Origin of the sequence: uncultured Pontibacter sp. (assembly GCF_947502515.1) — a bacterium.
Classification (GTDB): domain Bacteria; phylum Bacteroidota; class Bacteroidia; order Cytophagales; family Hymenobacteraceae; genus Pontibacter.
On the sequence record NZ_CANNAI010000006.1, the window covers coordinates 209,655 to 222,825 of the forward strand.

Annotated in this window: 14 protein-coding genes; 6 read left to right on the plus strand and 8 right to left on the minus strand. The window is 50.0% G+C overall.

Going from position 1 to position 13,171, the window contains the following annotated elements:
- Nucleotides 1-9: 9 nt before the first annotated feature.
- The 7 genes from Q1A54_RS15740 to Q1A54_RS15770 all read right to left on the minus strand — a co-directional run bounded on the left by Q1A54_RS15740 (nt 10) and on the right by Q1A54_RS15770 (nt 6,027).
- Nucleotides 10-549: a hypothetical protein gene (locus tag Q1A54_RS15740; protein ID WP_299990136.1), complete on the minus strand. Its 540-nt coding sequence runs from the start codon at nt 547-549 to the stop codon at nt 10-12.
- 89 nt (nt 550-638) lie between these two features.
- Nucleotides 639-1,634, minus strand: coding sequence for a MoxR family ATPase (locus Q1A54_RS15745; protein WP_299990138.1), 996 nt, complete (start codon nt 1,632-1,634; stop codon nt 639-641).
- A gap of 123 nt (nt 1,635-1,757) precedes the next feature.
- Nucleotides 1,758-2,375: a DUF4159 domain-containing protein gene (locus Q1A54_RS15750; RefSeq protein WP_299990140.1), complete on the minus strand. Its 618-nt coding sequence runs from the start codon at nt 2,373-2,375 to the stop codon at nt 1,758-1,760.
- A gap of 25 nt (nt 2,376-2,400) precedes the next feature.
- Nucleotides 2,401-2,634: a DUF2442 domain-containing protein gene (locus Q1A54_RS15755; RefSeq protein ID WP_299990142.1), complete on the minus strand. Its 234-nt coding sequence runs from the start codon at nt 2,632-2,634 to the stop codon at nt 2,401-2,403.
- Entirely contained in the window at nt 2,618-2,851 is a 234-nt protein-coding gene (locus Q1A54_RS15760) for a DUF4160 domain-containing protein (protein ID WP_299990144.1), read from the minus strand. The genes Q1A54_RS15755 and Q1A54_RS15760 overlap by 17 nt, the downstream gene beginning before the upstream one ends.
- A gap of 72 nt (nt 2,852-2,923) precedes the next feature.
- Nucleotides 2,924-4,240 carry a TldD/PmbA family protein gene (locus tag Q1A54_RS15765; RefSeq protein WP_007652633.1) on the minus strand — a complete coding sequence of 439 codons (1,317 nt, stop codon included), beginning with the start codon at nt 4,238-4,240 and terminating at the stop codon, nt 2,924-2,926.
- A gap of 140 nt (nt 4,241-4,380) precedes the next feature.
- Nucleotides 4,381-6,027, minus strand: coding sequence for a TldD/PmbA family protein (locus Q1A54_RS15770; RefSeq protein WP_299990147.1), 1,647 nt, complete (start codon nt 6,025-6,027; stop codon nt 4,381-4,383).
- A gap of 332 nt (nt 6,028-6,359) precedes the next feature.
- Between Q1A54_RS15770 and Q1A54_RS15775 the strand changes: the two genes are divergently transcribed.
- From Q1A54_RS15775 to Q1A54_RS15795, 5 genes are all read left to right on the plus strand, one after another.
- Nucleotides 6,360-8,045, plus strand: coding sequence for a S41 family peptidase (locus tag Q1A54_RS15775; protein WP_299990149.1), 1,686 nt, complete (start codon nt 6,360-6,362; stop codon nt 8,043-8,045).
- A 114-nt stretch (nt 8,046-8,159) separates the two neighbouring features.
- Entirely contained in the window at nt 8,160-8,672 is a 513-nt protein-coding gene (locus Q1A54_RS15780; RefSeq protein ID WP_299990151.1) for a sigma-70 family RNA polymerase sigma factor, read from the plus strand.
- Complete coding sequence (locus Q1A54_RS15785) at nt 8,659-9,447, plus strand: HEAT repeat domain-containing protein (protein WP_299990153.1); 789 nt, start codon at nt 8,659-8,661, stop codon at nt 9,445-9,447. The genes Q1A54_RS15780 and Q1A54_RS15785 overlap by 14 nt, the downstream gene beginning before the upstream one ends.
- A gap of 50 nt (nt 9,448-9,497) precedes the next feature.
- Nucleotides 9,498-10,355, plus strand: coding sequence for a DUF4097 family beta strand repeat-containing protein (locus tag Q1A54_RS15790; RefSeq protein ID WP_230392082.1), 858 nt, complete (start codon nt 9,498-9,500; stop codon nt 10,353-10,355).
- Nucleotides 10,356-10,381: 26 nt separating this feature from the next.
- On the plus strand, nt 10,382-11,089 hold the full coding sequence (locus Q1A54_RS15795; RefSeq protein WP_299990157.1) for a hypothetical protein: 708 nt from the start codon (nt 10,382-10,384) through the stop codon (nt 11,087-11,089).
- 101 nt (nt 11,090-11,190) lie between these two features.
- Here the strand turns inward: Q1A54_RS15795 and Q1A54_RS15800 are convergent, their stop codons facing one another.
- The gene (locus tag Q1A54_RS15800) at nt 11,191-11,835 is read right to left on the minus strand and encodes a septal ring lytic transglycosylase RlpA family protein (RefSeq protein WP_299990159.1); all 645 of its coding nucleotides are present in this window, start codon (nt 11,833-11,835) and stop codon (nt 11,191-11,193) included.
- 319 nt (nt 11,836-12,154) lie between these two features.
- Between Q1A54_RS15800 and Q1A54_RS15805 the strand changes: the two genes are divergently transcribed.
- A complete protein-coding gene (locus Q1A54_RS15805) occupies nt 12,155-13,075 on the plus strand; it encodes a DUF72 domain-containing protein (protein ID WP_196116876.1) in 921 nt (306 codons plus the stop codon).
- Nucleotides 13,076-13,171: the final 96 nt, after the last annotated feature.

Here is a 13,171-nt window from a genome sequence, read left to right on the forward strand (position 1 = left end):
TGTAATACTTTAAACCAAACTCTGGCGTAGCTTCAGATCAACCAGTTCTGCCTCTATCGTTGCTTCATCCAGTATGATATCCACGCCGCCGACCAGTTCTTCGCGCACTTTCAGCATGTACTTCTGCGATTCAGTGTACAGTACAATAGCCGCATCGTATGCAATAGCTTCGTCAAACTCCTGATTCCAGTCCTGGTATACCTCGATCATCAGCACGGGGGGTGATAAGACCCGTATTTCAGAGTGCTGACCCGACTGTAGGAGTTTCTCACAGCGTAGTGGTGTCCGGCTTTCTCCGATCTCAAATTCATAAAACGTGGTAGAAGAGCGCGATGTCAGCTTATAGTCGGCACTGACGTTGATGAAGCGCTGGTCCTGCTTGTTTTTGGTCAAGCCAATGGCAAACTCAGGCGCCCAGTAGGTAACTTTGCCCCCTGTAGCCTGTACCTTTATGTTATCAGTAAAGAAATAACAGATTCTCTCCCCTACAATCCTTTTCAGGAGTTGCATGCCTGTGTCCGTCAGTTTTATGTTCTCTATTTCTTCCATCTCTTTTCAGTTTCTGATTGCCCTGTCGATCTGCTGTATCAGGTAATCCTACTAATTTGCAACGACCGATTTCACTCTCATATAGCAGCCTATACCAGTACCGTTTGAGGTAGTTTGATATGCTGCAATAATTCTTCTACCACCCTGTCCGGTGTGATGCGCTCGGCCTCGGCCGTAAAGTTGACCAGTATGCGATGACGCAGTACCGGGAAAGCCATCGTTTGCACGTCGGCGGCCGTTACGGCGAAGCGGCCCTGCAGCAAAGCCCTGGCCTTGGAAGTGAGAATAAGTGCCTGCCCCGCCCGCGGACCCGCTCCCCATCGCACATAGCTTTTGATGTGGTCGCTTGACGTCGTATCAGGGCGTGTAGCCCGCACGAGTTGGTTCACATAAGTCAGCAGATCGTCGCTGATGCTCACTTCCCGTACCAGCTGGCGCAGTTGCAGTACCTCCTCGCCCGAAATAGCCGGATGTACTTGTGCCTGCCGGGTGCCTGTAGTACTGGTCAGTATGTTGAGTTCTTCCAGCTCCGTCGGGTACTTTATTTTGATATAAAGCAGAAAGCGGTCCAGCTGCGCCTCAGGCAACGGATAAGTACCGGCCTGTTCGATCGGGTTTTGAGTAGCAAGCAGGAAAAAGGGCTTCGGCAAGGTATAGGTAGTACCTGCGTAGGTCACCTCGTACTCCTGCATGGCCTCCAGCAGTGCCGCCTGCGTTTTGGGTGGTGTGCGGTTGATCTCGTCAGCCAACACAATGTTGGCGAAGATCGGCCCTTCGTTGAACTTGAAAAAGCGCTTGCCCGTGGCATGGTCTTCTTCCAGCACCTCGGTACCGAGTATATCAGTCGGCATCAGGTCAGGTGTGAACTGAATGCGGCGGAAACTCAGATCCATGGCATTGGATAAGGTGCGTACCAGCAAAGTCTTCGCCAGGCCCGGTACGCCTTCCAGCAAGCCATGACCACCGGCCAAAAGCGTAATAAGCACTTCGTCGAGCACTTCCTCTTGCCCCACGATCACTTTCTGTATCTCCTGTTTGAGCTGCGGCAGCTTACCGAGGAGTTGGTTTATGTCTTGTTCAGTCACGGGTTTCTAATTATTAATGACGAATGAATAATGATTAATAATTAATCAAGAGGATTACTGAAGAATGATCGTGTGAAGAATCCTTAACAGGGATATTAGTCATTACTCATTCACAATTATTCATTAACTAGTCAGCGCATACATAATGATGTTGACGCCAAACTTGGTGTTGTCCTCTGCCAGCCAACGTTTGTTCCGGAAGTCGTAATCCCATTCGCAGCCGTAGTCTTTGTTGCTGTAGAGCACCCCAATTCTACCGTTTACTTCAACTGCTTTCAGGTAGTCATGCACCAGGTCGTCGCCCCAGCCGTTCAGCTCGAATGAAGTTGTGGGCGGACCATCCTCGAAGGTGAAGAAGCTGCGGTAGATCTTATGGTTATTCGGTATCTTCTTCAAAGCACCCTGCCCGAAAATCTGCTTCATCTGCTCTTCGAAAGACCGTGCAAAAAGTCCGTCGATGTCGTGATTGCAGTCGTCTACAAATACAAAGCCGCCGTTGCGCACATAGGTCTCAAAGTTCTGCCGCTCCTTTTGGTTAAACTGCACCAGCCGGTGGCCGCTCATGTAGCTAAAGGGATAATTGAACAGCTCAGCACTGTCTAATGGGATAATTTTCTCCTGCTCGTTCACCTTCACCGTCGTGTACTCGATGAGCGAATGCAGTAAATTACTCGGCATACGCGGATCGGTATCCCAGTTGCCGGAGCGGTATTGCAGTCGGACGAAGGTGAAAGGTTGCACTTGAAAATATAAGAGTAAAGTTTGTTTAGAGTAACCCTGCTACGGACAGGTCTTCATCAATGTCTTCCCAGTGTATACCTATTCCGCCACCAATTAAGCGCCAGTTCATGCGTTCGCTTTCAGCTGCATCACGCAGTCTGGGAAACCATTCTAGTGGAATGCCTAACTCACGACCATCGGTCAATAGCACATACATCTTGGCGTCTGTGAACCAGACTTTTTGCGCCTGCGGTGTAGATTTCTTAGCTAAAATACTCATGCCATTTTTGCTCAAAGAGGTCTTTATTACTAGTTACTAATTTACGAAGCTCATTCAGCTCTTTCGCATTGAAAGCATAAGAACTTGCGAGCTCAACTGGCTCCAACCAGTATTTAGCATAAGCTTCTGCCTTCTCAACATGTATATGTGGCGGCTCATTTCCTTCATTGCTGAAGAAGAAAAATCTGTATCCAAATATCCGAAGTACAGTTGGCATAAATTATTGGTATTAAAATGAATGCCGTACACAAAGCGCTGCATACGGCATTCAAGGTATAAGTTGTGGTGACTACACCGCGTCAGACAAGCTGGTGAAGGTGAAGTCGCGGATCTTCATCGGCGGAACCAGGTTGCCGTTGATGCGTTGCGGACGTCCCAAAGCCTCCAGGTTGTTGAGCATGATGATCGGACTTTCGTTGAAGCGGAAGTTCTTCACCGGATACTGGATCTTGCCGTTCTCGATGTAGAAAGTACCGTCGCGGGTAAGGCCGGTGTAGAGTAGTGTCTGCGGATCCACGGAGCGGATGTACCACAAGCGTGTAACCAGGATGCCGCGTTTGGTGCTCTTGATCATGTCTTCCAGCGTCTGGTTACCGCCTTCCATCACCACTCCGCCCGGGTTCGGCACCGACTTGGCACCAGTTTTTTCAGCCCAGAAACGAGAGTTATACAGGTTCTTGATTACGCCTTTTTCGATCCAGGTTGTTTTCTCACGCGGACGGCCATCACCGGCAAACGGAGCAGATGGAATTTCAGGGTGCATCGGGTCAGAGTAAACCGTGATGCGCTCGTCTACTAGTTTCTCGCCCAGTTTAGTCTTGCCGCCTGGCTTGCTCAGGAAGCTACGGCCTTCTTCGGCATTACGCTGATCCATGTTGCCGAACATGTTGCGCAGCAGGTCAATGGAAGCAGCCGGCTCCAGAATCACGGTATACTTGCCCGGTTCCAGTGCTTTGGCATTGCGGGAATTCACGGCCTTGCTGGCTGCGATCTGGGAGGCGCTAGCCGTGTCAAGTTTGCTCACGTCGCTGAAGTCCTGCGTCACGTAACCAGACCCAGTGCCATCTTCTGTACGCATGGTCACCGAGAAGTCCACGACAGTAGATGGGTGATAAGCGAACAGACCTTTGGAGTTTAGGCGAGCCATAAAGCTGGTCGAGTGCTCCAGGAAGCCAGCAGCAGTCAAGCCTTTGTCGGCAGCAGCTTTGATACTCTTGGCTGCTGCATCGGCACGGTAGGCCGGGTCAATTTTAGCTGTTGAGTCAAAGTGGGCTTTGGTCGTGATGTACTTCTGAGGACCCAGCATGGGCATATACTCTGGACTCTCCGGCGCAATGCGTGCGATCTCCTCAGCACGACGTATTACTTTCTCCAGAGAGGCGTCGTCAAACTCGTTGATCGTTGCCACCCCGGATCGTTTTCCAAAGCGCGACTCTACCGACATAGCCACGTTCTCTTCGGCACCGCTGGTAGACACTTCGTTACGGGCGTAGCGGATGTTACCGCCATTGTAGCCGCTCAGCGTGACCTCACACTCATCGGCTTTTGAGTAAGCCAGAGCCTTTTTCAGCAAAGCCTCTGCTTGTTCTCTTGTATATATTGCCATTTTAATCTTAGTTAAGAGTTATGAGTTTAGAGTTAAAAGTTAAAAATCCGGAGCCGGTATAAATCAGCTATACCGATCATCTAGGCTTATCCAGGGTAAGAGTCCAAAAAGGAACTCTTAACTTTTAACTCTTTACTGATTTAGATTTTACGAGCTGTGTTGATCACATTCACCCCGTTGAAGCGGGTGTGGGCTGAGCCGTGCGATACAGCGCTTACCTGGCTTGGCTGACCTTTGCCGTCGAAGAACGAACCGAACAGGCGGTAGTCACTCTCGTCGCAAGAACCCGCGCAGGAGTTCCAGAACTCTTGGGTATTGCTCTGGTAAGCCACATCCTCCAGCATACCCACGATCTTGCCTTTGCTGATCTCGTAGAACGCCGTGCCGCCAAACTGGAAGTTATAGCGCTGCTGGTCAATGGAGTAAGAACCACGTCCGGCAATGTAGATGCCCTTGTCGACTCCGCTGATCAGCTGGTCCACGTTCATTTTCTCCTTGCCCGGCGCCAGCGACACGTTTGGCATGCGCTGGAACTGCACGGAGCTCCAGTTATCGGCATAGCAGCAGCCATGCGACTCAGGCTCGTTGATGATGTGCGCCTGGTCACGGATGGCCTGGTAGTTCACCAGTATACCGTCTTTGATCAGGTCCCACTGCTTGGTCTTCACGCCTTCGTCGTCCCAGCCTACGAGGCCAAGGGAGCCCTTTTGGGTCTTGTCAGCGAAGATGTGTACCTTATCAGAACCGTATTTGAAGTTCTTGGATTTCCATTTGTCCAGCGTGGCGAAAGAAGTGCCGGCGTAGTTGGCTTCGTAGCCCAGTACGCGGTCCAGCTCCAGCGGGTGACCCACTGACTCGTGAATGGTCAGACCCAGGTGGTTCGGGTCCAGGATAAGGTCATACTTACCGGCTGCAACCGACTTGGCTGTCAGTTTTTCTTTGGCCTGCTTGGCGGCCAGGGCGGCGTCTTCGAGCATATCGTAAGCGTAGCGATAGCCCACCAGGCCAGTACCTTCCGGTCCTTTGATCTTCTCGCCCGCTTTAGGCACCATGTACTCCCAACCCATACCCATTGGCGCACTCAGGGCCTCACGGGTTCTGAATTTGCCAGAAGCTTTGTCTACGGCTGTCACCGTGAAGTTTGGCCAGATGCGGTGGATGTCCTGATCAATATAAGAGCCTTCGGTAGAAGCAAAATACTTCTGCTCGTTTACCTGGAAAAGCGCAGAGTTTACGAAGCTGGCACCGTTTTCCATTGCCTTGGCATTGGCAGCCAACAGCAGGTCAGCTTTCTCACTTACAGGCACTTCAAAGGAGTTTTTCTCGATCGGAGTTTTCCAGCTTACTTCACCATAGCTCTTCACAGGAGCTAGCCTAACCGGCTCTTTCTGCAACTTCGAGTTAGCTTTGGCGATGGCTACCGCCTCCTGAGCTGCTTTGGCTATACCTTTGTCTGTTACATCAGATGTGGCAGAAAAGCCCCAGGTACCGTTGGCTAGTACGCGCACACCTACACCGTAAGATTCGGCGTTCACGATGTTCTGTACTTGTTGCTCGCGGGTGAAAACATATTGCTGCAGGTAGCGGCCTATGCGCACGTCGGCATAGGAAGCGCCGCTTGACTTGGCTGCGTTCAGGGCTACATCAGCCAGACGCTTTTTTAAGGCTGGGTCTACCTGTTCCAGCGCTCTCTCGGGTGAGATGATATCGCCGAAAACAGGTATGGAAGGCATCATGAGCCCACCAAACCCGAGCGCCGATAGCTCGATAAAATGACGTCTTTTCAAGTTCTTTTAAGGTTAAGGTTTAGAGAAGTATAGTTTTAGGTAACTAAGTTTAGGCATTTACAGGCTTAAATCAAAGTGCTGGCACGAGTTATAAGCTCGAGAAGGCATTTTAATCGATAAAGCAGGTGTATATCTCTATGAAAGCTTTACTAGGTTCTTAGAAGGAGAATAGTGGTGATGGTTTAATCGCGCTACGCTGCACATAGTCAGCAGGGAAATGATTTGACAGGTATGGCAACCGAATGTGTAATGTTTCTAAGCCTGAGTCGTCTCTGTTATTAGGGGGGCAGTCGCAGTTTCTGTGCCTTACGTTCACACCTGACTTTGTTGCTATGGAAAATCGATTTTTAACAGGTTGCTGTCTTCTGTTGATGCTGCTTGCGCATAGCTTGGTGCAGGCCCAGCCCTCTGTATTAAGCGTAGCCAAATGGCAAGAGGATGTCAAAGCCCTGGCTGAGCATATGCCCAAAATGCACCGATCTCCTTATAATAAGATGTCGCAGCAAGAGTTTGACAGTGCTGTTGCAGTATTGCATGCACAGGTGCCTAAACTGCAGGATCATGAAATAGTGGTGGCCCTCACGCGTCTGGTTGCTATGATCGGTGACGGCCATACCCGCCTGACGTTGCCGCAGGATATGGCAGTGGCCTACAGTCGGGCGCACTCCTCTACACCTCCGCCCGCTGACTCTAGTTTGTTTCTGAATCACCTGCCCGTAAAGCTCGCCTTGTTTGATGATGGTCTGTTCATCCGGGAAGCAACACCTGAACTGATAGACCTGATTGGTGCCGAGGTATTGCAGATTGGCAGTACTGCTACAAATGAGGCACTGGAAAAAGTAAGACCGGTCGTGCATTACGATAACGAAATGGGCTTCAAGCAGCTGGCTCCCACCTTTCTGGTTGTGCCTGAATTTCTGACAGCGCTGGGTATAGCTGATGATGTGCAGGAGGTAACGCTTAAAGTAAAAACACGCGATGGAAAAACGACAACTATAGCGCTCTCTCCAATCCCGCAATTCAGGCAGGTATACTTTGTAGGGGCAAGCGAAGCGCTAGGTATAGCAGCGCCCATGAGCCAGTGGAACAGAAAGGAAAAGTTCTGGCTCCACATGCTGGAGAAAGAGAAGACCCTGTACGTGCAGCTGAATGAAAGCAACGACAAAGACGATAAGTCGCTCGCCGCCTTTGTTGCAAAGATAGAGCACATCGTCACCGGTTTTCCAGTAGAGAAGTTGATACTGGACCTGCGGTATAATCCCGGAGGGAACAATCATCTGAACCGCTCTCTGGTGCTTGCCTTGGCACGGTCGGAGCAGATCAACCGTTTTGGGAGACTCTATACCTTGATCGGGCGGGAGACTTTCTCGGCGGCACAGATGCTGGCCAATGATTTGGAGTACTATACCAATACCCTGTTTGTAGGAGAGCCCTCTGGTTCCTCGCCTAGCGCCTACGGTGACTCCCGAAAAATGCAGCTACCGAACAGTAAGCTGACCATACGGGTGTCCACCATTTACTGGCGCGATTGGGACGGGGACGAAAAGCGACCCTGGACAGCGCCTGATATACCTGTCGGCTATACCTCGACAGACTACCTGGCGGGAAAAGACCCTGCGCTGGAAGCAGTACTGCAAATGCCCCAGAACATCAGCATAGCGGATGTGATGCAGCAGGTATACGAAAAGGCAGGCTTTCGGTCAGCTACCTGGGTCTACTTCCGGGCCGTGCAGGATGCCCGCGCTGATAGCGAAGCGATCGATCAGGCAGAGAAGAATTTCGGGGAATACTTGCTGCAGGCTAAAAAATCTCCTGAGGCCATTGCCTGGTACAGCCATATCAGCGGCCGATACAAAGAAGAAGCCTGGCCATTGATTGGACTGGCAAAGGCGCACCTGCTGAGCGAGGAACCACAAAAGGCAACTGTTGCATTGGAGAAGGCAATTCAGTTACAACCTGCCAACAAGCAGGCGAAAGAACTGTTGGCAACAATAAAAAAAGTGCCAGCAAAAGGGTGAAACACGCTGGCAGGCAGTGTTCTGTAAATAAAGAAGATGCTGCTATACCTTGAGCAGGCAAAATTTTGATAATATGCTGTAATGTTTCCCACCCCGAGTCGTCTTTGTAATTGAATGGATCTGCAAGAGTTTAAAATAAAGGTACTTCCTGCGAAGCAAAAGCTCTACCGGCTTGCGCTGTTCCTGCTTCACGACAAAGATGAAGCAGAGGATATCCTGCAGGATGTATTCCTCAAACTCTGGACCCAGAAAGACAAGCTGCACGCTTACGATAGCATTGAGGCTTTCGCCATGCGCATCACCAAAAACCTCTGCCTGGACAAGCTGAAAGCAGGCAAGCGAAAGCAGATGGTCGACGTGACAGGTATAGACTTGAGCTCAGGAGATATGAACCCCTACCAGCACTCGGAACTAACAGACAGCATAGGCAATGTGCAGAAGCTGCTCGCAGCACTGCCCGAGCAGCAGAAACTGGTGCTGCACCTACGAGATGTAGAAGGGTACACCTTTGAAGAAATAGAGCAGATTACAAGCCTGACCGTGAACAACCTGCGGGTGATCTTGTCAAGAGCCCGCAAAAGCGTACGGGATGGCTTTCTAAAACTAGAGAATTATGAAGTTGGATAACATAGAAGAACTGCTGCAGAAGTATTACGAAGGCGAAACGACATTAGCTGAAGAAAAGGAGCTGCAGGCATTCTTTAAAGAAACAGCAAATTTGCCCGAGCACCTAAAGGCCCATGCTGCCCCATTTCAGTACTACGCCAAACAGCAGCAGCAACAATCAATCAGGGCACTATCAGACGACTGGTTGTTTGAGAAGATCGAGCAGGAGGAAGTGCAGCAACAGGAGCCAAAAGGGAAACAGGTGTTCTTCCCGATCCTGCAGGAATATGCCACTTACTGGCGTATAGCCGCTGGCATCATCTTCATCCTGGGAGCCTTCTGGTTAGGCCGGAACTATAACCAAGGTATAGCACCCGAACAGGAAGCCGAGATAGCCGCTTTGCGAGAGGAAGTAGAAGAGATGAAGCTGGCCATGACTACAGGAGCCTCTGCGAGTGAGCGCATCCAGCTGGTTAGCCAGGAATTCGATACAGAGCAGCCTGACGAGATTATACAGGTACTGATCAGGACCATGAACCAAGACCCGAACGTGAATGTGCGGGTGGCCGCCTCAGAAGCGCTTTATAAGTTCAGCAACAAAAAAGTAGTACGCCAGGCTTTGGTTGAGTCGCTGAAACTGCAGACAGACCCGCTCATGCAGCTCACACTGATCGACATGCTGGTCAACATCAAAGAGAAAGAAGCGGTTAGCGAGCTGGAGGAGATGGCGAACCGGAAAGACCTGCTTCCTATCGTGAAAAGCAAGGCCGCAGAAGGGCTGGGCATACTGATATAACAGAACACAACATAAGAGATTTTACTTACCACTAGAGCGATTAGAGCCATATGAAAAGATTAACACTAGTAGCAGTTGCCTGTCTTCTGCTCTCCGCAGCGCCAGTAAATGCGCATGAACGGAATGAAACCCATACCACGACAGTAGCCGGAAGTATCGATCCGGAGGAGACCTTGCAGGACAAACCACTTGTCTACAAAAACAAGCTGGGCAACAGCAAAGGCAACAAGGTGGTCATTATGATGCACAACAGTGATGTAAAGGTCATTGGGCATAACTCAGACGAGGTCGTAATAGAAGCTGCCAGCCACCAGGCTCCTCCTGCCCGTGCTGCCGGACTGAAACCACTGTACAACCAGGCCGAGGATAACACAGGAATGGGGTTGTCTGTGAAAAAAGAAGGAAACACATTAACCGTTACAAAAGCATCCAGACAAGATGGCAAGTATACCATCCGGGTACCTAAGAATGCATCTGTCATGTACGAAGAGACCAACTGGATGGGAGGTGACCTGAGCATCGCCGATGTAGAAGGTGAGATCGAGCTTAAGTTAAATAATGGAAATGCGAACCTCTCCAATATCACGGGGCCAGTTGTGGCAAACGCTACCAGCAGTGACATGGTGATCAAGTTTTCCAGCCTGAACCAGTCCAAGCCGAGCGCCATCTCCACTGTGGCAGGCACTGTTGACATCCACCTGCCAGCGAGCACGAAGGCGAACTTTAAGCTGAAGACTATACAGGGTGAAATCTACTCAGACTTCGACATGAACATTGCCCGTGACTCCAAGAGCAATCTGCCACGTGTGACTGGCGGCAATAATATCGACGGCAAAACCAATGGTGGTGGCGTGGAGATGAACCTGTATACTATCAGCGGCGACATGTACATCCGCAAAAGCAAGTAACTCATCAAACTTAACCTTCTAAGACTATGAAAAAGTCATTTATCCTCGCTCTACTATGGTTTGGTTTTACAACCACCGTTTGGGCCCAGAGCAAGACGGTGGAACGTACGCTGTCCATCCCCGCAAATAACAAAGTGGAGCTGAACCTCAAATTCGGTGAAGACATCAAAATCAGCGTTTGGAACAAGAAAGAAGCCTACATCAAAGTAACCTACGAGATAAACAGCGGCAAGCTGAACGAAGCGCTGCAGCTGGATTTTGAGAGCGATAATGCCAGTGCCCGCGTAAATGTGGATCTGGATAAGGAGCTAACTAAGAATGGACAGGCAGGGGATTGCCCGGACAACAACTACAGCCAGTACAACGTCAGCAAGAACGGCAACCGAAATTTTGTCTGTGCGAAGATCAATTACGAGATCTTCCTCCCGGCCAACGCTGACTTGACCGTGGAAACCATTAATGGCAACATTGAGATAAGAGGCTTAACAGGTCCGGTAAGCGCCAAATCCATCAGTGGATTTGTGGATATGAACTGGGCTTCGAACAAGGGCGCTGCTGTGGCTCTGAAAACTATAACAGGCGAAGTTTACTCAGATCTGGCCATCGACCTGGGCGGTAGTAAACAAAAAGCCCCTATGGTAGGGTATGAGCTGAAAGGCAACGTAAGCGGCGGCGGATCCGCTATTAAGTTAGAGAGCATCAGCAACGACATCTACCTACGCAAAAAGGAATAGGTATAGCGGCGAATTTCAATCAGCACCAAGTAAATAAACAAAAAAGCGGAAGGCCTCTACAGGCCTTCCGCTTTTTTGTTTATCAGTAATCTTTTAGTCTTTTAGGCTTCGCTAACCTTTCCTGCCAGGCCTTCTTCCTCGAGTAACTCGTTGAAGGCCTCAGCTTCGTTCTTGCTGCTGAATTTGCCGGCTTTTACCAGCACCACTTTTCTGCCGTTTACCTGCTCTTCTGCTAACTCCAGCGGAAGGTGCTTGTCAAAGGCTTTCAGTTTGCGGCTTAACTCTTCAGCCTGCTGGTGGTTGGCAGCTGTCTGGATCGTAAAGGCACTTGGCTTTGTCTCTGCATTGGCTGCAGCTACTTCGTTCTTATCAAGTACCTCTACCTCTACCTTTGCCACACCTGTAGCGTGTATGCCCAGTTTGCGGGCGGCTGCTTCTGACACATCAATAATGCGTTTGCCTACAAAAGGTCCGCGGTCGTTAATGCGCAATACTACAGATTTGTCGTTGGCTGGGTTGGTCACCTTGACCATCGTGCCGAAAGGCAGGGTTTTGTGCGCGGCGGTCATCTCGTTCTTGTTATAGCGCTCGCCGCTGCTGGTTTTTCTGCCGTGGTATTTACTGCCATACCAAGAGGCAGAACCAATTTGGGTTTTGTCGTTCTTTTGTGCGAAAGTTGGTTGACTAACTCCGATAAATAGAAAAATGATTACTGTTAAGATAAAGCACTTTCTATCGTTCTTCATATAGTTTTTTAGTTGGTGAATCCGCAAAGATACGGAAATATTTTCAAACGAGGCCTTATACGTGCGATTGTGGTCCTGGTTGTAGGGGGATACACGCTGCCTCGCAAAATCGCTATAAGTCTTATAATGACAAAAAGCCCTTTCTCAAGCTGATATAGGCGCTTTTTTATATATTTTATGGCGATGAACAAACCGCTTGAAGCCTAAAAAAAGTTTTCATTTTATGACTTAGCTGTAGGGTAAACGGGAACTTTTGTGTGTATATTTTGTTTAAGCCGCAACTTCTGCCAAAGCGTATACTTTATAAAAGCATAGTACCATGGACTTTGGAAAACTCTCAGATATAAGCCGTGTAGATTTCACATTGCCGCCTGACCATCCAGATACTTTGAACCTGCTCAACAGGTATAAGCAAGACCTGCCGCAGAAGCCAAAGGTATACATCGGGCTACCGGTTTGGGTGAATAAACCCTGGATAGGCGAGTACTATCCGGCTGGTATGAAAGAGAAGGAGTCGCTGCTGTGGTACGGCAAGCAGTTCAATACCATCGAGCTCAACAGCACGCACTACCACATACCTGGCCCGGACACGATAGACCGCTGGCGTCATACCGTGCCGCAAGGCTTTACCTTCTGTCCCAAGTTTCCGCAACTGATCAGCCATGAAGGGCCGCTTGTGAGTTCCCTCGACCTCACGGCTACATTCTGCGAGGCTATTGCTGGGTTGGAAGATAAACTGGGCTGTTCTTTTTTGCAGCTACCGCCCTACTTCGGCCCGAAACAGTTGCCCGATCTGGAAAAATTTGTGCAGTACATACCTGAGAGCGTGCCGCTGGCGGTAGAGCTCCGCCATCCCGACTGGTTCGTAGACAATGTGGCGTCGCTGGAGCTGTTTGAGGTGCTGGAGAAATTCCGTGTAGGCACAGTGCTCACCGATGTGGCCGGTCGCCGCGACGTGCTGCACATCCGCCTGACCACGCCGATGGCTATGGTGCGCTTTGTGGGAAACGGCCTGCACCCCTCTGACTATACCCGCATTGATGATTGGGTGGAAAGAATCAAGGTATGGCTGGAAGCTGGCCTGCAAGAACTTTACTTTTTTGTGCACGAGCCTGACAACATCACTTCGCCTGAGCTGGCTACTTATCTGATCGAAAAGCTGAACAAGGTATGCGGGCTGGATGTAAAGCCGCCTAAAAAGTTCGTGCAGGCGGTTCAAGGCGAGCTGTTTAAAGAATGATGGTTACTGAGGCAATGCCTATATCTACGCTTCCTGAGTTTAATTCCCGCTATACCTGGCTTCTACCCAAGGTATAGCGATTGCTCGAAGACATCA